Origin of the sequence: Emergencia sp. (assembly GCF_048465375.1) — a bacterium.
Classification (GTDB): Bacteria; Bacillota; Clostridia; order Peptostreptococcales; family Anaerovoracaceae; genus Senimuribacter.
The window spans coordinates 91,794-112,013 of record NZ_DBFWLQ010000006.1; the positions used below are offsets into that span (position 1 = coordinate 91,794).

Sequence of the window (20,220 nt, forward strand, 5' to 3'; positions counted from 1 at the left end):
AGATAAAAGAGGTGTATTACTAAAAACGGGAAGAGGTTAAGCTATGAAGAAGAATGTGAGAACGATTGTTTATTTGATGATTTTAGTCGTCGTCGCAGGGGGGATTTATTTGTGGAGCCAGAACAGCGCAGGCGAGGATTTGCTTGGCGGACTGGACCCTGACAGCTATGATGTGGAAGCAACTTGCGCAGGTGTCGAAGACCACAATTTAATCTGCAACGCAGGTAACGATACATACCTATATCTGGACGATGTAGATGTTTTCCTGCAGAAGATAGACACGACGGTTGACGAAAAGGGCGATGAGACGACAAAGGTCAGCTATAAGAATTCCTCTATCGAGGATTTGAAGAAAAAGAGCGAAGCAGGAGAGGTATCCATCCGCATGTGGCTGACGACCACCGGCAAGGTACAGAGCATCATGGTTTTGGAACAGAGCTACGATAATAATAATGCCAGCCTGTCCAGCCTGGATGGTTTAGAGCCGTCCAGTTTCACATCCTCCAATACGATTCTGTCCATGAATAAGAACGGTATGAAGCTGGCGCCGATCAATTACAACGAAAAGGAGCCTGAGAAGTTCGAGGGCTTTATCAAGAATTATCAGTTCGCCAAGAATGTGAAATTCTATAGTGAAACAGTGAAGATCACTGTGGACAGTGAAAACAAAGAGGTCAACAAGAATATTCAATTTGCCAAGACGACGTATCAGAAGATAAAGGACAACCTGGAATATGCAGACAACGCATATATCTGGTTCAATCAATACGGCAATATCTCTGCGGTCATGATTTTTACAGAAACGCGGGTCAGAGATATGGAAGAGTGATGGAAGAGGGCTTAGGCCCTCTTTTTTGATAGTGCACCTGGCGGCGCTGGTTTTGTACCGGCCGAAAGCTGAAGAAGCTTTTAGAACCGTCACGCCTTGACAGGGATAAAAAATGCCATTATGATAATGTTATCATCTAGAGAAAGGGACTTAGGATATGAAGCAGATTGAAAATGTAACGATTGTAGGCATGGGCGCCCTTGGCATATTGTACGGAGATTTTTTTGTAAAGAAGATAGGGCGTGATCACGTGACCTTTGTTGCAGACGAAGAAAGAACTGCCCGCTTTGCGAAGGAAGGGGTATATTGCAACGGAGAAAAGTGTTCCTTCACCATGGTAGAAGGCGGAAAGCAGACAGCTGCTGATCTGCTGATTTTCGCAGTCAAGGGGAATGCCCTGCGAGAATCCGCCCGGCTGGCGGAAAAGTCTGTGGCAGAAGACACGGTAATCCTGTCCCTGCTCAACGGCATTTCCAGTGAGGAAATTTTAGCGGAGATTTTCGGACCGGAACATCTGATCTATACAGTAGCCCAGGGTATGGATGCCACCAAAATCGGCAACAAGCTGAAATTCTCCAATTTGGGGGAGCTGCGCATCGGCGTGCCTGATGCAGACCCTCGGAAATTAGAAAATCTGCGCAGGGTGGAGGCGTTTTTTGATCGGATGTCCCTGCCATACACGGAGGAAGAAGACATCAAGAAGAGAATGTGGAGCAAGTGGATGCTCAATGTGGGGTGTAACCAGGTCATCATGGTCAATGAGGGCACCTATAGAACGATACAGGAGGAAGGTTCCGGCAGGGAGATGGCGAAAGCCGCCATGCGGGAAGTGATTGCCGTCGCCCGCGCCGAAGGCGTACATTTAGGAGAGGAAGATCTGGAAGGATATATGACACTTGCAGATACCCTGGACCCAGATGGGATGCCTTCTATGAGGCAGGACGGACTGGCAAAGCGGTACTCTGAGGTGGATCTGTTTTCGGGCACAGTTTTGGCAAAAGCGGCAAAACACGGTATCGACGTGCCAGTCAACAGGGAACTGAACCGAAGAATCAAAGAAATTGAAGCTGCATATGAGAAGAACTGAAGAGGGGTTGGAGAGATGCATAAGATTTTGATTGTAGAGGACGACATGGTCATTGCAAATGCCATAAAAAACCATATAGAGACCTGGAATTGTGAAGCCCGCTGTGTAGAGGACTTCAAAGAGGTCATGGCGGAGTTTGCCCAGTTTTCGCCAGATCTGGTATTGCTGGACATCGGACTGCCGTTTTTTAACGGTTATCACTGGTGCACGCAGATTAGATCTGTGTCAAAGGTGCCGATTATCTTTATTTCATCGGCCTCAGATAATATGAACATCGTCATGGCTATGAATATGGGCGGAGATGATTTTATCGCAAAACCTTTTGATCTGACGGTATTGACGGCAAAGGTCCAGGCCATGCTGCGCAGGACTTATGACTTTGGAACCAGCGGCAACGTGCTGGAACACAGAGGCGCGATGCTGAACACCGGTGATGCGACACTGACCTATGAGGGAGAAAAAATCGATCTGACCAAGAACGAATTTAAAATTCTTCAGCTGCTGCTGGAAAATAAGGGGCAGGTGGTCAGCAGGGACGATATCATGGTCAAGCTGTGGGAGACAGACAGCTTTGTAGATGAGAATACTTTGACGGTTAACGTGGCCAGATTGCGGAAAAAGCTGGAGGCAAGCGGATTATCGGACTTTATCAAGACGAAGAAAGGCATGGGATATCTGGTGGAGTGATATGCTGGGAAAATATATCAAGAGCAAGAATAAGTATATACTGCTGTTCCTTCTGTATTTAGGAATCTTCTGTCTGATCGCTTATCTGTACGATATGCCCATAGACGCCTGCCTGTACGCCATGCTGCTGTGCATCTTCTTTGCCATCATCTTTATGACCTACAGTTATTTTAGGTACAAGCAGAAGGCGGAATATCTGATGGACATCAGAGGGCGAATCGAATATGGACCGGAGCAGATGCCCAAGGCTGCCAACGGAATTGAGGAGCAGTATCAGGAAATCATTCAGCAGCTCTATAAAAAGACGGCAGAGGCTATTTCCAAAAATGACAGGAATATGACGGACATGATCGATTATTACACCCTTTGGGCACATCAGATCAAAACGCCTATTGCTGCCATGCGGCTTCTGCTGCAAAGTGAAAGCGGCGGCCGCTCCAAGGATGAATTGGCAATGGAACTGTTCAAAATCGAACAATATGTGGAGATGGTGCTGCAATATCTGCGTCTGGGCAGCGACAGCACGGATTTCGTCATCAGAAAACAACCTCTCGACGATATCGTCAGAGAGGCTGTTAAAAAGTATTCCACCACGTTTATTAAGAAAAAAATCTCGCTGGAGTATCGGCAGACGGACGCTGTGGTCATCTCCGACGAGAAGTGGCTCAGCTTCGTCATCGAACAACTGTTGTCCAATGCTCTCAAGTATACGTACGTGGGAAAGATTTCTATCTATATGGATGAGGATCTGCCCAACACTTTGATCATCGAGGATACAGGCATCGGCATCCAGAGTGAGGACCTGCCGAGAGTCTTTGACAAGGGATATACTGGATATAACGGCCGCAAAGACAAGAAGTCCACGGGAATCGGCCTCTATCTGTGCAGGCAAGTGATGAACAAGCTGGGACATACGATGTCCATCGAATCAGAGGTAGGAAAAGGAACAAAGGTAAAATTAGGATTAGATTATTGCGAGATGAGCGTTTACGAATAAGTCTTACGAAAATGTAAGATTTGAACAGCAGATTGTAAGGGAATGTATAGGATTTACATTCTCTTTTTTGTTAGAATAAGCACATAAGGTAAAGAAAGGGGTTCAAATAAATGACAATCTTAGATGTAAAAAACTTAAAGAAAATTTACACCACTCGCTTCGGGGGAAATCAAGTACAGGCGCTGTCAAACGTCAGCTTTTCTGTAGAAGAAGGCGAGTACGTGGCCATCATGGGTGAGTCCGGCTCTGGTAAGACGACGCTGCTCAACATCTTGGCCGCGCTGGATAAGCCGACCAGTGGGGAGGTATTTCTCAATGGACAGAATATCGTCCAGATCAGAGAAAAAGAAATCTCCGCGTTCAGACGTGATAATCTGGGTTTTGTATTTCAGGACTTTAATCTACTGGACACATTTTCCATACAGGACAACATCTTCCTTCCTCTTGTCCTGGCGGGAAAGCAGTACAAAGAGATGGCGAAACGGCTGAAACCCATTGCGGCAAAGCTGGGTATTGGGGACATTTTAAAGAAATATCCCTATGAGGTATCAGGGGGACAGAAACAGAGAACGGCAGTGGCGCGGGCGCTGATTACAAGTCCGCAGCTGATCTTGGCCGATGAGCCGACAGGGGCACTGGATTCAAACGCAGCAGACGGCCTGCTCAGGCTCTTCGGAGAAATCAATGAGGAAGGTCAGACCATTCTGATGGTAACCCACAGCACAAAGGCTGCCAGCCACGCAAAGCGGGTGCTGTTCATCAAAGACGGGGAGGTATTCCATCAGATCTACAAAGCAAACATGTCTGACGAGGAGATGTTTGCGAAGATTTCTGACACACTGACAGTTCTGCAGGCAGGTGGTGGCAATCGTGGGTAAATCGTTTTCATTAAAGCTGGCAGTCAATAACATCAAAAACAATCGGAAGTTCTATCTGCCATATTTTCTGGCTTCCATCGGCATCATCGGAATGTTTTACATTATCGCATTTCTATCTATCAGTAAGGGTATTCAGGCGATGTCCGACGCTCTTTCTATGATTATGGGATTTGGCGTCTTCGTCATGGGAATCTTCGCCTTCATCTTCCTGTTTTATACCAACAGCTTTCTGCTGAAGAGGCGGAAAAAAGAAATCGGTCTATATAACATTCTGGGCATGGAGAAGAAGCACATTGGCAAGATCTTGATTATCGAAAATACGATCATTTCTCTGTCTTCCATCATCCTCGGCCTGCTGTGCGGCATTCTGTTCAGCAAATTGGTCCACTTGTTTCTCAGCTGGGTCTTTGGGATAGAACCGCCTTTTGGGATTGACGTTTCGTGGTTAGCCGTGGTCATCACATTGGCGCTCTTCGGTGTGCTGTTCGTATTGACTATGATTACCAATCAGATGAGCATTCATCTGGCAAAGCCCATTGAGTTGCTCTACGGCGGCAACGTGGGAGAAAAAGAGCCGAAGACCAAATGGCTTCTGGCCATCATCGGGGTCATCTGTCTGGGCGTCGGTTACTATATCGCTATCACGACGGAATCACCACTGACGGCAATCATGCTGTTCTTCGTGGCGGTGGTCCTGGTCATCATCGGAACTTACTGCCTGTTTACGGCAGGCAGCGTGGCAATTTTAAAGACACTGAAGAAAAACCACAAGTTCTACTACAAACCAGGTAACTTTACAGCCGTGTCAGGCTTGATTTACCGAATGAAACAGAATGCGGTGGGTCTAGCTAACATCTGCATTCTTTCCACCATGGTTCTGGTCATGGTATCCGGCACAGTCAGCCTCTATGCAGGAATGAATGACGTATTGGACGGACGTTATGCAGGAGACGTCATCGCTTCCGTGACTCCGCATGACGGGCAACGGATTACTAGTGAGGATCGCCAGTTGGTAGGTGATACCATGAAGAAAATCTGCCGGGAAGAAGGCCGCAAGATCGTGAAGTATTACGACCATGAGGCGCTGATATTTTCCGTACAGAAGAAGGATGACGGTTTCCAAGTTGACAGTGATATCGAACGAGTAGAATCTGTCGATCAGGTAGCAAATCTGGCAATTTTGACGGCGGATGAGTATGAAAGGATTTCGGGGGAGAAGGTCACTCTGAAAAAAGACGAGGTGGCTGTACACTCTTACGGTGATGAGCTGGCCGAGGATTTTTCTATCAACCAAATGAAGTTCCAGGTGAAGGAGCGTTTAGATAAGTTCGTTATGGAGGATCTGGCGATCTATATGACCGAAGCTTACTACCTGGTGGTGGCAGACGACCAGGTACTGAATCAGATCAACGACATGCAGGCAAAAGCCTATGGCGGTAACGGCAGCCAGATCAATACAGAGTTTGTTCTGGACATGGATGGAACGAATGAGGAGAAAATAGCCTGCTACAATAAAATGCAGGATGCTCTATATGATTTGAGGTTCCCATTTGAAATGATGCGCATCGACAGCAAGCAGGAGGGCAGCAAAGATTTTACGGGGCTGGTCGGAGGTTTCCTGTTCCTGGGTATCTTCCTTGGCATCGTGTTCACCTTTGCGGCAGCTTTGATCATCTATTACAAGCAGATCTCTGAAGGCTATTACGATAAGGACAAATTCGAGATCATGCAGAAGGTAGGCATGAGCAAGAGCGAGGTAAAGAAAACCATAAGGAAACAGGTTCTGATGGTGTTCTTTGTACCGCTGGTCATGGCAGGCATCCATATACTGGCGGCGTTCCAGATGATTACACGTCTGCTGCAGGTATTCATGATGTACAATGTGACGTTGTTTGCTCTCTGTACTCTGGGAACCTTCGTGGTGTTTGCCGTCATCTACGCTATCGTCTATGCGGTAACGGCGAGAGAATACTATAAAATTGTGGGATAAGGCTTACAAAGAAAATAAATTGCGGCGGCTAAAAATCCAGGTCATGGATTTAGCCGCCGCTTTTGAATTTGACTATCTTGAACTTAACGTACAAAATATTGTACGATATAATGAATATAATAAAGGAGGAGTCTATTATGATTGCAACGAATTATTCACAGGTTCGTGATAATTTGAAATGTTACATGGATAAAGTGACAGAGGATTATGAACCGGTTATTATTACACGTAAGAATAATAAAAATGTTGTCATGATATCAGAGGAAGCCTATAATAATATGCTTGAAAACATGCATTTGATGGGAAACAAGGCTAATTATGACTGGCTTATGGAATCTAAGCGTCAGTTCGAAAATGGCAATGTAAAAATTCATGAAATTTTAGAGACAAAAGATGAATAAATTATTTACAGACAATGCCTGGCTGGACTATGTTTACTGGCAAACAGAGGATCGAAAAACTCTGAAAAAAATAAATCAATTATTTGAGGACATTTCTCGCAATGGAAACAGAGGAATTGGCAAACCAGAACCTCTCACAGGAAATCTGAGTGAATTTTGGAGCCGGCGCATCGATGAACAAAACCGATTGGTTTATAAAATTGATGACGGATCCATCATTATCCTCTCCTGCAGGTACCATCATCAAAAATAATCTTATAAAAAACGAGTGCATAACGGAGCGTCGCTCCTATGCACTCATGTCGCCCGCAAGGGGCGACGCTTCGTAAGGTACGTTCTTTGTCTGGTCAAGAGTCAATATTGGCTGATAAATTCGTCCATGGTTTTGCGGTAGAGTTCCCTATGGTTCAGCCAGACCTGTGCGTGGTCGCTGTCTTTTACGGAGAGAATCTTTTTATCCTTTGAATCGATGTCTTTGTAGATGTCCCGGCCCATGTAATAGGGCGTCAGCTGGTCCGCTTTGCTGTTGATGACGAGAACCGGTACGTCGGTGTCGGCTACGGCGGACGGTACGTCAGCGTCTCCATAAGAGAACCCCAGTTTGAATTTGTTGACCACACTGCCGCACCAGGTCATGTATTCCGTAGGAAGCGGAATATCCATCTTGTCGATCTCCGCTGCCACCATGTCTTTCATGCTGCTGACTGGGCAGTCGAGAACAGCAAATTTCACCTTTGCCGCGATATCCTTATCAGAAATGGCATGGCCCGCTGTTGCGCCGCCAAAGGAGGTGCCCCAAAGACCGATGGCTTTGTCGGTCGTCAGATTGGAGGCGTAATATACCAGATCTTTTGCGTCGTCGCTTTCCAGATAACCGAAGGTCGTGTATTTTGCCTTGTTTTCCCCGGAGCTGCGCTGATCGTAGGTGATGACATTATAGCCTTTCTCTAAGAAGTATGCTGCTACCGGGTAGTTGCTGTATCTGTTGCCTCCCAGTCCGTGAATCAGGATGACGGTATCTCGATCCTTGGTATCTGCGCCTTTGGCGTAGATATAGTCGCCGGGAATATCGTGGTCGCCTTCAGAAGATGGAACCGAAATGCCTTCTATTTTGTATGTGGATTTGAACTTTTCGTAATCGATGCCGAAAGTTTTCCAGAAACTCTCCTTGACGCCGGATGTCTCTTGGTTGGTCACCAGCTGGGTGGAGCTTTTGAAAACCTCCGTACCGATGAACCAGGACATGGAGCCAAAGGCAACGAGTAAAAATGCCAAAATGATGGCAGAAATGATGATTATTTTTTTCTTTTTCATTTTCATACCCCAATGATATTTATTCAAAATTTTTTAGATTTATGTTACAATATTATCATATGAAATGAAAAAAAGAAAGAAGGGTAAGATGAGATACACAGAAAAGTACAAAGTGACCAGTCACGATGTTGATGTCAATAATAATATGAAGCCGTCTCTCGTCCTCAGATACATGCAGGAAACGGCCAACCACCAGATGAGGGATCGGAAGCCGTCCTACTACGAGTTGTTTTTTGCCGGCAAATCTTTTATCATCACCAGAATCACCATTGAGGTTTACGAACAAATCCATCAGTATGACGAGATCGAAGTGGCAACTTGGCGCTGCCCGGAAAAGGGGGCTACCTTTATCCGCTGTTACGAGATCACTTGCGATAACCGCGTTTGCGCCAGAGCCTACAGCGTCTGGGCTGTAACCAATCACCAGACCGGCAAGCTCTGCAAAGCCTCTGAAGTAGATATCTCAAATTATGATACGGACGAGCCGCTGTCCCTTTCCCTGCCAAATCGTTTCCGCCTGCCAAAGGATCTTGCGTATGCGAAAGCGGGGGAGAAGGAGGTATTCTACAGCGATGTGGACATGAATCTGCATATGAATAACACCCATTATCCGGACATGCTCTGGAACTTTATCCCAGATGTTATGAGCAAAGAGGTGACGTCTGTCAATCTCAGATTCATGAAGGAAGCGCCTTTGGGAGGCAAAGTGGAGATCTATATGGGCAAAATGGATGTGCCTCTGTCGGAGGATTCTGAGGCAGAAGAAACCTGGTGTTTTGCATCAAAGGTAGAAGGTGAAATCAACGTCGAGGCCCAGATTGGCATGAAAAGGTTAGAACGATAAAAAAGTCTACACGAAATGGAGTAAACAATTTACAGAATCGGCAAATAACGCAGAACAAGATGAAACAAGAGGAGCCGCGTACTAAGAATCACTGGTACTCGGCTCCGTTTTTTATTTGCAATGACATAACTAACGACCTGCAAACCGCTTTTAACCCCTATTGGTACAAAAAGCGCGATAACACCTAAAAAATCTGAGGACTGCAAAGGGAGTGCCGCTGCTGTACAGGCTGTAACCGTTGAAACTTCGTCGCCTTTTTTTCTCAAATGCCGTTGCGGCTCTTTATGCAGCAAAATATTTAGGCGTTTTTACCCTTTTTTGATGAAATGACGGGTAAAACATGACCATAGCAGACGCATGAAGATCAAATTATAAAAAAAGCATCTAACCCTTGACGAATATACCTAACAGGGGTATACTATAATCATTAAGGAAAAGGAGATGATCATATGACAGAAGAAAAGTGTGCTGCTTGTGCAGAGAAAACAACCCATAGAGAAGGCAAAGAGTATCGAGATTTAATTTCGAGATTGAACAAGATTGAAGGCCAGGTGCGCGGCGTAAAGAAGATGGTAGAGGACGACAGATACTGCATCGACATCATCAATCAGGTTTCTGCGATTAGCGCCGCCCTAAATTCTTTTAATAAACTGCTGCTTTCTGAGCATATTAAATCATGTGTAGTGGAAGATATCAAAGCGGGCAACGACCAGATGGTCGAGGAACTCTGCGGGACACTTCACAAATTGATGAGGTAAAAATGAAAGAAAAATTTAAAGTGACGGGCATGACCTGCTCGGCATGCTCTTCCAGGGTGGAGAAGACAGTTTCCAAGCTGGAAGGGACTGATGAAGTCAGCGTAAACTTGCTGACCGGTACCATGCAGGTCACCTATGATGACAATTTAATAGACGACGGAAAGATTATTCAGGCAGTAGAGAGAGCCGGATATGGCGCTTCCGTTGACAGCGGGGAAGCCGCGGCAAAGAAATCAAATGACGCATCTGAAGAAGCATCTAAAGCTGCTTTTGACGAAGCGAAGCTGATGAAGCGCAGATTGATTTGGTCTGTGATCCTGCTGGTTCCTCTGATGTACGTGTCCATGGGACATATGCTGACCGGAAAGCATATGCCGGACCAGCCACTGACCATGGTGCTGCTGCAGGTGGTCTTCCTGATTCCCATCGTAGTGCTGAACAAGAAATATTTCCTCAAAGGCTTTCCGAGCCTGTTCCGGGGAAGCCCTAATATGGACAGTTTGATCGCTATGGGATCGGCAGCGGCAATCGTCTACGGCGTCTTTGCCATATTCAGAATGACCACAGGATATGAGACTGGCAATATGGATTTAGTACACAGATATGCAGGCGATATCTATTTTGAATCAGCGGCCATGATTTTGACCCTGATTACAGTGGGTAAATACCTGGAGACCAGATCAAAGGGGAAGACCAGCCAGGCCATTGAGAAGCTGATGAATCTGGCGCCAAAGACCGCTCATGTGGAGCGAAACGGCGTCGAGATGGAAATACCATCCGGCGAATTGACCATAGGCGATGTGTTAGTCGTCAGGCCGGGCGAGAGCATCGCCGCCGACGGAGAGATCATCAGCGGAACGACCAGCATCGACGAATCGGCAATCACGGGCGAAAGTATTCCGGTGGAGAAACAGCCGGGAGATAAGGCGGTTTCTGCCACCATCAACAAGACCGGCTTCATCAAAGTCAGGTGCGAAAAGGTGGGGGAAGATACCACCATCAGCCAGATTATCAGACTGGTAGATGAGGCCAGCGCCAGCAAAGCGCCTATCGCCAGGATGGCAGATAAGATTGCAGGGATTTTCGTTCCTGTTGTCATCGGTATCGCAATCGTCGCAGCAGTGATTTGGATCATCGCAGGCGCGGGATTCGAGTTCGCCCTCTCTATCGGTATTTCTGTACTGGTCATTTCCTGCCCTTGCGCCCTGGGTCTTGCAACACCGGTCGCCATCATGGTTGGAACTGGTAAGGGCGCCGAGAACGGCATTTTGATCAAATCCGGCGAAGCCTTGGAAACAGCCCATAGTGTGGATACAGTGGTCATGGATAAGACAGGCACCATCACAGAAGGCAAACCGAAAGTAACCGACGTGATCAATTTTGATATAGACGAGAAAAAGCTGATTGAGATCGCCGCAGGACTGGAATCCGGCAGCGAACATCCTCTGGCGGAGGCTGTCATGGAGCATGCAGGCGTCAAAGGCATACGACCGGCGGAAGCAGAGAACTTTGAAGCGGTCTTTGGACGCGGCATCAAAGCTTCTATCGGCGGCAAGGCATATTTGGCAGGTAACGCCGCCCTGATGGGAGAAGCCGGCATTGACACAGGTTCCATTCAGAAGACTTTGGACGACTTGGCGGATCAAGGTAAGACGCCTTTAATCTTTGCCCGTGCAGATAAAGTGATCGGCGTGATCGCTGTGGCAGATGTTGAAAAGGTCAGCAGCAGAGAAGCCATCGAGGCCTTTGCGGATATGAAGATTGACGTGGTCATGCTGACAGGAGACAACAAGCGGACTGCCGAGGCTCTTCGAAAGCGTCTGCACATTCCAAAGGTCATCGCAGAAGTGCTGCCTTCTGATAAGGAAAAGCACATCGCCGCTTTGCAGGCGGAAGGTCACAAGGTAGCCATGATCGGGGACGGCATCAATGACGCGCCGGCCCTGGCGAAGGCCGACGTGGGCATCGCCATCGGTGCGGGTACGGATGTAGCCATTGAAAGCGCCGATGCGGTTTTGATGAGAAACGACCTGCTGGATGCTGTGACTGCGGTGAGACTGTCAAAGTCAGTCATCAAGAACATCAAAGAAAACCTGTTTTGGGCTTTCTTCTATAATACCATCGGGATTCCTCTGGCAGCAGGGGTGCTGTATCCCATGTTCGAGCTGAAGCTGTCACCGATGTTCGGCGCGGCAGCCATGAGTTTGTCAAGTGTATGCGTGGTGCTCAATGCGCTGCGTTTAAAAAGATTTAAAGTAAAGAGAAGTCCGGCGCAGGAAGCGGCTCGTGAGCAGATGATTGTTACAAGCGAAAGCGCCGGAGAACCGAGGAGGAATGAAGAAATGAAGTATGAATTGATGATTCAGGGAATGATGTGCGGCCACTGCCAGAAACACGTAAACGATGCGCTGAGCGCTATGGAGGGTGTGAGTGCGGTAGAGGTAAATTTGGATTCTGGCATAGCGGCGGTTACCGCAGAGCGGGAAATTTCCATGGACGCTTTTGCCAGCGTCATCGAAGACGCCGGTTATACACTGGTAAAATAGCCTGATTGAAATCAGCCCCTTGCAGATTGCAGGGGGATTTTTTTGTGTGATGTGCAAAGAGGGTCATGTGGGAGCAGGGCGAGCGGCCAGAAAAGCCAAAAAAACTAGGGATTATGGCAGATTTCAAAATTTGAAAGGGGTATCTTGGCAAAAGACAAGGTGAAAAACAGGGAAAAATAATTGATATTACGATGTAATTTGTATATTAAATATAATTTTTAGCTCGATTTTTGGCGAAATACTATGGATTAGCGCTTCTAAAAGCACCTTGTGCCAAAGAAATTCATGAAAAACAGAGAAATCTGCCAGAATCAGGGTTAAAATTAGACAAATCAGGCAGATTTTGTTTTTCTGACAGGCATGTACCGGGTAGGGGTATCTCGACTCTCATTGACGACAGATTTGATTCACCAAAATTGACAAAGTTATGAAGGCAAGATAAAATATTGCTATATTAGATAGCAGGAGGTCTGCCATGAAAGATAACTATTATGATCAAAGTTTGAACGCACAAAAGCTCTATGACGTCTATCAAAGCAAGTATCCGAGAGTAGCGCAGTATTTGGCAGCGGAAATCTCTTATGTAAAAAAATATCTGCAGGGCTCGGAGCGGATTTTGGAATTAGGTGCTGGATACGGACGCATTATGAAAGAACTGGCTCCCTTTTGTCAGTCCATAGTCGGCATTGATATTTCTAAGGACAATGTGGAATTCGGCAGGGAATATTTAAAGGAGATGGAGAACGCACAGCTGCTCGTCATGGATGCACATCACATGCAGCTTGAGGCGTCTTTTGATGTGATTTTATGTCTGCAAAACGGTCTTTCCGCCATGAAGATTGAGCCGATGAGCTACATCAAAGAGGTGTTGGAACTGCTGCGGCCAGGTGGGAAAGCCTTTTTCAGCAGTTACAGTCCTAACTTCTGGGAGCATCGGCTCGCCTGGTTTGCGGAGCAGGCGGAAAAGGGACTGCTGGGTGAACTCGATATGGAAAAGACGAAGGATGGCGTAATTGTCTGCAAGGACGGCTTTCGGGCAACCACCTGCTCGCCGGAAAATATGGACATGATTGGCAGGGCTTCCGGATATAAGTACCAGGTGACAGAAGTGGATGAATCCAGCATCTTCCTGGTTGTGGAGAAGTGAATGATTTCGAGAGAGGATACATGCAGGATTCTTTTGATGCTGTGTCAGGGGGGGTGTCGCAAAAGACAGCAAATTTGCCGAATTGTTTGATAGAATCCGACTGGAACATCGAGTATATGCTGGAAAAGTGCAGCTCTTAAATTGGACAATTCATGTTTTTTGCGATTTTTACAAGAATATACTGGGATGGGGTATACTTGGTGAGAGTTGGCTGATCCCGCATTAAACCAGCATCAGGCGTTTTTGGTAGCAAGGCTAGCAGAAGACTTTTTATTTGTCAAACCCCCATACCTATGGTAGAATATCTCCATAATTACATTTGGGATAAGAGGGGAGAACACATTGGAGTTTAACAAGAAAAATATCAAGACTTTTATATTGACCGCATTTGCCTGTATTCTGTTTTATCTGGGCATCAAAAACATCGGCCTGGTCGTCGAGGCGATTGGCGGGGTGCTGGGGCTGATGTTCCCCTTTATTTTGGGAGCCGGCATCGCTTTTGTCATCAACGTGCCCATGACCAGAATCGAATACTGGATATTTCACAGAACGAACAGACTGAAGTCAGGACGGCGGCCGCTTTCTTTCTTGCTCACACTGGCAGCAGTCGTCGGCGTCATCATCATCGCCATGTATATTGTTATTCCGCAGCTTGCTGACACCATGATGAGCATTGCAAGAGAACTGCCGGGCGCATTTAATGCAGCGCAAGATTGGATTTTCTCCAAGATGAGCTATTGGAAGGCATTACAGGATCTGGCTGAACAGCTTTCTGTGGACTGGGCGGATATTGTACGGAAACTGTCTGCCTTCATGCAGCAGGCAGCCACCAGTATGGTCAACAGCGGCATTGGCGCAGTGACCAACATCATCGGCGCCATCGTCAATTTCTTTATCGGTTTTGTCTTTGCCGTTTATCTGCTCATGGCAAAAGAGAAGCTGGCGGGACAGGGCAAGCAGATTCTCTTCGCTATTTTTAAAGAGGACACGGCGGAGAAGATTCTTTATGTCTGCACTCTTTCCAGCAGGACTTTTTCGAAGTTTATATCCGGACAGTGCCTGGAAGCCTGCATTTTGGGCATGATGTTCTTTATCGTCATGAGTATCTTCCGGATGCCGTATGCCATGCTGATTTCTGTGCTGATTGCTTTTACGGCGCTGATTCCTATGGTGGGCGCCTTCATCGGATGTGCCATCGGCGCTCTGCTGATTTTGATGGTCAGCCCGTTTAAAGCGCTCATGTTCATCATCGTATTCTTAGTATTGCAGCAGCTGGAAGGCAATCTGGTATATCCACACGTGGTTGGAAATTCAGTGGGTCTGCCGTCCATCTGGGTACTGGTAGCCATTACCATCGGTGGAAATCTGATGGGCGTTGTCGGCATGATCATCTTTATTCCGATTTGCTCCATACTCTATGCGCTGTTCAGACTTTTTGTCAAAGACAGGCTCAGGAAAAAGGGCGTGCCGAGAGAAAAATGGGAGGAGAAGGCTGTATTTGAAGAGAGTGTCATGACAGGCGAAGAAGAGGTGACGAATCGCAATGAAGAAATCGTTGAATAAGTGTGATCTGCACAGCAAAGGATTTCTGCTGGATTTCCTGTTTAATACATCAGAAGAACTCATCGTGTTTGTGAATACGGAGGGAACGATTATCGCTCTCAGCAAGGCTTATGCAAAATTTCTTGGAATCAGTCAGGAAGAGGCAATCGGTAAGCGTGTAGACCAGGTGATCGAAAACACCAGAATGCTGGAAGTTATCGCAAGCGGCATTCCTGAGCTTGAGAGAACCCACAAGATCAAAGGCAGAAATATGATTGCGAGCCGGATTCCCATCATCAAGGATGGAGAGGTTATCGGTGCGTTCGGCAGAGTCCTGTTCAAAGATGTGAAGGATCTGGATCAGCTTCATAACAGGATCAGCAAGATGAAAAAGGAACTGAATTTCTATGAAAGTACCTTTGACAAGATGAATACGGCCCGTTACGGTATCGAAAACATATGGGGAAAGAGCCCTGAAATGAAGGATTTGCGGGCTCTTTTGCATAAAGTTTCTTCAAGCGATTCCAACATTACTATTTTAGGTGAGAGCGGAACAGGAAAGGAACTGGTCGCCCATGCCATACATAAAGAAAAATGGGGCAATGAGCGGCCTCTTGTATGCGTCAACTGCGCTGCCATCGCACCGGGGCTTTTGGAATCAGAATTGTTCGGTTACGAGGGAGGGAGTTTCACAGGGGCGAAAACCGGCGGCTCCATCGGGCTTTTTCAGGCGGCCAACGGCGGAACTATTTTCTTAGATGAAATCGGTGAAATTCCCATGCATATGCAGGCGAAGCTCCTTCGCGTCATACAGGACAGACAGGTCAGGCGAGTCGGTGCCAGCAGGCCGGAAAGTGTGGACGTGCGGGTCATCGCCGCTACAAATCGGAATCTGGAGGAGATGGCAGCGAAAGGAGAGTTTCGAGATGATCTCTATTTCAGATTGGGCGTTATCGTGATCAATATCCCTCCTCTGCGAGAACGAACCGATGACATTCCATATCTGGCAAAGCTGCTCTTGGAAAAAATGAACGAAAAACGGAACATTTTTGTCAAAGGGATCACGCCAGGCGCTATGGAGTACCTGAAAAGATATCATTGGCCCGGTAATGTGAGGGAATTAGAAAATGTGATTGAGCAGGCAGCTCATTTTGTAGACGACAGCAAAATGATCGCAGTCAAAGATCTGCCCGTAGGGATTACGCGCCTACACGTTGAAAAATCAAACAAAAATCTCAAGCAATATCTGGAAGAAGCCGAACGTCAATTCATTGTTGATACGTTATTGGAGAATAATGGAAGGAAAGGGCGTACTGCAGACTCTTTAGGAATCGGCAGGACGACTTTGCACGAGAAAATGAAAAAATATGAAATTTCGGCCAAATAAGAGATGGAAATAAATAGAATTATGTTCTGAAATTCGAACGTAATTCTAAACAAATTTCTCGAAATGTTCGAAATACTGAACAAAAAACATCTGGAAGCACAATTTCCAGATGTTTTTTGTTATGCAGATTTATAGGAGGTGCTGGATAATTGTTGGAATTTCAACAATCCTTTCGCCTTTGAAAAATATGGCACGGTATTTGCTCAATAGAATGGCATAGAGCAAATGCAATTGCACTCTCATAAATCTCTGAGGAGGTGAAAGGATGACAAACATCAAAAAAATCGGCATTGCTGGTGCGGGAACCATGGGCTCATCCATGGCTGAGACTTTTGCGAAATATGGATATGAGGTGACACTCTTTGACATATTTGAGGAGGCTCTGGCAAAGGCTGAGCGGCTCATCGGTATCAATCAAAAGACAGAGGTCACAGAAGGCTTAGTGTCTGAAGTAAAATCCAGAGAACTGATGAGGCGCATCAAATATACTGCGGATATGAAGGAGCTTGCAGAGGCGGACATCGTGATTGAAGCAATCTTGGAGAAAATCGAGGTAAAACACGATTTCTGGGAAAAGCTATCTGCGCTGGTTCGTGAAGATGCCATTCTGGCAAGTAACACATCGGGACTTTCTATAACGAAAATCGCCGAGGTGGTAGACGGACCGGAACGCTTTGCAGGCATGCACTGGATCAACCCGCCTCACATCATCCCCTTGATCGAGGTGATCAAAGGGGAGAAAACATCTGAAGAGACTGCCGCTGCGGTCTATGCTTTGGCAGAAGCCGTTGGCAAGAAGCCGGTCATCGTCAAAGATGCCCCAGGCTTTGCCCTCAACAGAATACAATTGGCGATTCTCAGAGAATGCCTGTATATCGTTGAAGAAGGCATTGCATCGCCGGAAGACGTAGACAGAGTGATGAAATACGCCCTTGGCGTACGTTATGCTTGTCTGGGCCCCTTTGAAGTTTCTGATCACGGCGGATTGGATATTTTCTATAATATTGCATCTTACCTGTTCGAAGACCTCTGCAATGAAAAAAAGCCATTCGGCTTGCTGGCTGATGCCTTTGAAAAAGGAGAATATGGTGTGAAATCCCAGTGCGGATTCTATGACTACAGCGATGGAAAAGACGAAGCTGCGATTATGTATAGAGACCAAATGTATACAAAAATTTCCAAATGTTTGTTTGGAGAATCATAGAGGAGGTAAAATATGAGTAATGTAAAGACAGCAATTGTAACAGGTGCAGCCAGCGGTATCGGACTGGCGATTGCGGAAACCCTTGCAGAAGACGGCGTAAAGGTGGTTATGGCAGATATCAATGAAGAAGCGCTGATCAGCCATTCCAAAAGACTGGGATGCCAATATAAAGTCACCAACCTGACCCTCAGAGAAGACTGCAAGGGTCTGGTGGATTACACCATCGAAAATCACGGACGGGTGGATATCCTGGTAAATGTGGCAGGAATCCAGAACGTATGTCCCATCGAAGAGTTCCCAGAAGACAAATGGGATTTGATCATCTCCCTGATGCTGACAGCGCCGTTCCTGATGACAAAATACGCCTGGACTTCCATGAAAGAAAACGGATGGGGAAGAATCATCAACATCAGTTCCATCCATGGGCTGGTCGCATCGGAATTTAAATCTGCGTACATTTCGGCAAAGCACGGTATGATAGGATTGACCAAAACGGCGGCTTTAGAAGGTGGACCACAGGGGATTACCTGTAACGCCATCTGTCCAGCCTATGTGAGGACGCCGCTGGTAGAGAAACAGATCGCAGACCAGGCAAAACACCACGGTATCAGTGAAGAAGAGGTATTGACCAAGATCATGCTCCAGAAGGCGGCGGTAAAGAAGACCATCGATCTTGCCACCATCAGCGAAGCAGTCAGATTCCTTTGCAGCGACAACGCAGACACGATTACAGGCATTGCGCTGCCACTTGATGGCGGCTGGGTTGCAGGTTAAATACAGGAAAAGGGGTATGGGATGCACTTGAAACAGACGTTATCATTGAATATTTAAAAAAGAGGAGAAAAAAATGATAGGAGTAATAGGTATTATATTATCATTAGGACTGCTCATATACCTGGCGTATAGAGGCTGGTCCATTATCTTGCTAGCCCCGATTCTTGCTTTGCTGGCATCAGCCTTTGCCATTTTTGAAGGAGGAGACTTCCACGGAATCGCAATCTATACAGAAGCCTTCATGACCAGCTTAGGTAACTACGTAAAGGCATACTTTCCAATTTTCATGCTGGGCGCTATTTTCGGAAAACTCATGGACGCATCAGGCTCAGCAGATTCCATCGCCACCTTTATTTCTGAGAAAGCAGGAAAAGGCAAAGAACTATGGGCCATCGTATTGGCCTGTGCCGTCATCACCTATGGAGGCGTGTCTCTGTTCGTAGCGGCATTTGCTATCTACCCAATCGGCGCGGCACTGTTCAGACAGGCAGGAATTCCGAAGAGAATCTTACCTCCTGCCATTGCTCTTGGCGCTTTTACCTTTACCATGACGGCCATCCCTGGAACGCCGCAGATTCAAAATGCGATACCGATGCAGTATTTCGGAACAGACGGTTTTGCAGCGCCGATTCTGGGCATCGTCGCAGCAGCGATCATGCTCTTTGGCGGCATGTTCTGGCTTACTTGGAGAAAGAAGATCGCAATGGCGAATGGAGAAGGTTATGGCGAGCACAAAGAAGAAAAACTGACCACCATGGACAGAGAAAAACTGCCGCCTTTTGGAATTGCCATCGCACCGATCATCCTGGTTATCGCAAGCAACTACATTTTCTCAAAATTCATATTTAGAGACATGGATGCTTCTTACCTGGAACAGTACGGAACAACTTTGTCAAAGGTCATCGGAGACTGGTCACTGATCGTCTCACTGATCATCGGCGTACTGGTAGCCATTATCTGTAATTACAAGAGAATGGGCAGTGTAGTAGAAGTATTGAAGGAAGGTGTGGCAGGATCGTTCTTAGCAATTATGAACACTGCCTCTGAGGTAGGATACGGAAACGTCATCAAGACCCTGGCCGGATTTACAATTCTCGCGAACGTCATGTTGAACACCTTTGAAAATCCGCTCATCGGTGAAGCAATTTCCTCATCAGTGCTTGCCGGAATCACAGGCTCTGCGTCGGGAGGACTTTCCATCGCACTTGAAACCTTTGCTCCGACCTTCCTGGAAAGAGCAGGAGAAGCGGGAATCAGCCCGGAGGTGCTGCACAGAGTTGCGTCAGTTGCTTGCGGAGGAATGGATACCCTGCCTCACAACGGAGCAGTCATCACTTTACTGGCAGTTACGGGTATGTCTCATAAACAGTGCTATCTCAACATCGGTATGTGTACAGTCATTATTCCACTGATCTCATGTGCCGTTATCATCGCACTGGGTTCAATTGGTATAGTTTAGATATATAATGAAGGAGAGATCAGATGATTCAAAAATTAATCACTGCTGACGAAGCAGTTGCAGGCATCAAAGACGGTATGACAATCATGGTCGGCGGATTCCTCGGAACGGGATCGCCGGAGATTTTAATCGACGCCTTGGTCAGAAAGGGCGTGAAGCATTTAACTGTAATCGGCAACGATGGAGGCCTTCCTGTCGGTACATATGGAGCAAAGACTGCCAGAGGCATCGGCAAGCTGCTGGAAGCAGGCATGGTAGACCACATCATCGCTTCCCACGTAGGCATGAACCCGCTGATCGGCGACGGCATGGTAGCCGGAACGCTCAAGTGCACACTGGTTCCGCAGGGAACCCTTGCTGAGAAGATCAGAGCTGC

Annotated in this window: 19 protein-coding genes; 18 read left to right on the forward strand and 1 reads right to left on the reverse strand. The window is 46.8% G+C overall.

Annotation, left to right across the window (positions count from 1 at the left end; translation table 11 throughout):
- The first annotated feature begins 43 nt into the window (after positions 1–43).
- The 8 genes from ACMQ5W_RS04735 to ACMQ5W_RS04770 all read left to right on the forward strand — a co-directional run bounded on the left by ACMQ5W_RS04735 (position 44) and on the right by ACMQ5W_RS04770 (position 7,122).
- The gene (locus tag ACMQ5W_RS04735) at positions 44–829 is read left to right on the forward strand and encodes a hypothetical protein (protein ID WP_419023808.1); all 786 of its coding nucleotides are present in this window, start codon (positions 44–46) and stop codon (positions 827–829) included.
- A 157-nt stretch (positions 830–986) separates the two neighbouring features.
- Positions 987–1,916 (forward strand): ketopantoate reductase family protein, encoded by a 930-nt coding sequence (locus ACMQ5W_RS04740; protein WP_419023810.1) that lies wholly within the window; start codon positions 987–989, stop codon positions 1,914–1,916.
- Positions 1,917–1,931: 15 nt separating this feature from the next.
- Entirely contained in the window at positions 1,932–2,603 is a 672-nt protein-coding gene (locus ACMQ5W_RS04745; protein WP_148493192.1) for a response regulator transcription factor, read from the forward strand.
- Between the two features lies 1 nt (position 2,604).
- Positions 2,605–3,600, forward strand: a complete 996-nt coding sequence (locus ACMQ5W_RS04750; protein ID WP_419023812.1) for a sensor histidine kinase — start codon at positions 2,605–2,607, stop codon at positions 3,598–3,600.
- A gap of 110 nt (positions 3,601–3,710) precedes the next feature.
- Positions 3,711–4,478, forward strand: coding sequence for an ABC transporter ATP-binding protein (locus ACMQ5W_RS04755; RefSeq protein WP_419023814.1), 768 nt, complete (start codon positions 3,711–3,713; stop codon positions 4,476–4,478).
- Positions 4,471–6,468, forward strand: a complete 1,998-nt coding sequence (locus ACMQ5W_RS04760) for an ABC transporter permease (protein ID WP_419023816.1) — start codon at positions 4,471–4,473, stop codon at positions 6,466–6,468. Before ACMQ5W_RS04755 ends, ACMQ5W_RS04760 begins: the two co-directional genes overlap by 8 nt.
- A gap of 137 nt (positions 6,469–6,605) precedes the next feature.
- Positions 6,606–6,869, forward strand: coding sequence for a type II toxin-antitoxin system Phd/YefM family antitoxin (locus ACMQ5W_RS04765; protein ID WP_419023818.1), 264 nt, complete (start codon positions 6,606–6,608; stop codon positions 6,867–6,869).
- Positions 6,862–7,122, forward strand: coding sequence for a Txe/YoeB family addiction module toxin (locus ACMQ5W_RS04770; RefSeq protein ID WP_419023820.1), 261 nt, complete (start codon positions 6,862–6,864; stop codon positions 7,120–7,122). The genes ACMQ5W_RS04765 and ACMQ5W_RS04770 overlap by 8 nt, the downstream gene beginning before the upstream one ends.
- Positions 7,123–7,223: 101 nt before the next feature.
- Here the strand turns inward: ACMQ5W_RS04770 and ACMQ5W_RS04775 are convergent, their stop codons facing one another.
- Positions 7,224–8,183, reverse strand: a complete 960-nt coding sequence (locus ACMQ5W_RS04775; protein WP_419023822.1) for an alpha/beta hydrolase — start codon at positions 8,181–8,183, stop codon at positions 7,224–7,226.
- 88 nt (positions 8,184–8,271) lie between these two features.
- On the opposite strand from ACMQ5W_RS04775, the gene ACMQ5W_RS04780 reads away from it, so the two are divergent.
- The 10 genes from ACMQ5W_RS04780 to ACMQ5W_RS04825 all read left to right on the forward strand — a co-directional run.
- Positions 8,272–9,027, forward strand: coding sequence for an acyl-[acyl-carrier-protein] thioesterase (locus tag ACMQ5W_RS04780; protein WP_419023824.1), 756 nt, complete (start codon positions 8,272–8,274; stop codon positions 9,025–9,027).
- Positions 9,028–9,476: 449 nt separating this feature from the next.
- The gene (locus tag ACMQ5W_RS04785; RefSeq protein WP_419023826.1) at positions 9,477–9,785 is read left to right on the forward strand and encodes a metal-sensing transcriptional repressor; all 309 of its coding nucleotides are present in this window, start codon (positions 9,477–9,479) and stop codon (positions 9,783–9,785) included.
- 2 nt (positions 9,786–9,787) lie between these two features.
- Entirely contained in the window at positions 9,788–12,331 is a 2,544-nt protein-coding gene (locus ACMQ5W_RS04790) for a heavy metal translocating P-type ATPase (protein WP_419023828.1), read from the forward strand.
- Positions 12,332–12,806: 475 nt separating this feature from the next.
- Positions 12,807–13,478: a class I SAM-dependent methyltransferase gene (locus ACMQ5W_RS04795; protein WP_419023830.1), complete on the forward strand. Its 672-nt coding sequence runs from the start codon at positions 12,807–12,809 to the stop codon at positions 13,476–13,478.
- 342 nt (positions 13,479–13,820) lie between these two features.
- Entirely contained in the window at positions 13,821–15,041 is a 1,221-nt protein-coding gene (locus tag ACMQ5W_RS04800; protein ID WP_419023832.1) for an AI-2E family transporter, read from the forward strand.
- The gene (locus tag ACMQ5W_RS04805; protein ID WP_419023834.1) at positions 15,022–16,407 is read left to right on the forward strand and encodes a sigma-54 interaction domain-containing protein; all 1,386 of its coding nucleotides are present in this window, start codon (positions 15,022–15,024) and stop codon (positions 16,405–16,407) included. The genes ACMQ5W_RS04800 and ACMQ5W_RS04805 overlap by 20 nt, the downstream gene beginning before the upstream one ends.
- Before the next feature lie 265 nt (positions 16,408–16,672).
- A complete protein-coding gene (locus ACMQ5W_RS04810; RefSeq protein ID WP_419023836.1) occupies positions 16,673–17,611 on the forward strand; it encodes a 3-hydroxyacyl-CoA dehydrogenase family protein in 939 nt (312 codons plus the stop codon).
- A 12-nt stretch (positions 17,612–17,623) separates the two neighbouring features.
- Positions 17,624–18,385: a 3-hydroxybutyrate dehydrogenase gene (locus ACMQ5W_RS04815; RefSeq protein WP_419023838.1), complete on the forward strand. Its 762-nt coding sequence runs from the start codon at positions 17,624–17,626 to the stop codon at positions 18,383–18,385.
- A 73-nt stretch (positions 18,386–18,458) separates the two neighbouring features.
- The gene (locus tag ACMQ5W_RS04820) at positions 18,459–19,844 is read left to right on the forward strand and encodes a GntP family permease (protein ID WP_419023840.1); all 1,386 of its coding nucleotides are present in this window, start codon (positions 18,459–18,461) and stop codon (positions 19,842–19,844) included.
- 23 nt (positions 19,845–19,867) lie between these two features.
- On the forward strand, positions 19,868–20,220 hold a 353-nt coding region (locus tag ACMQ5W_RS04825), incomplete at its 3' end, for a CoA transferase subunit A (protein ID WP_419023842.1).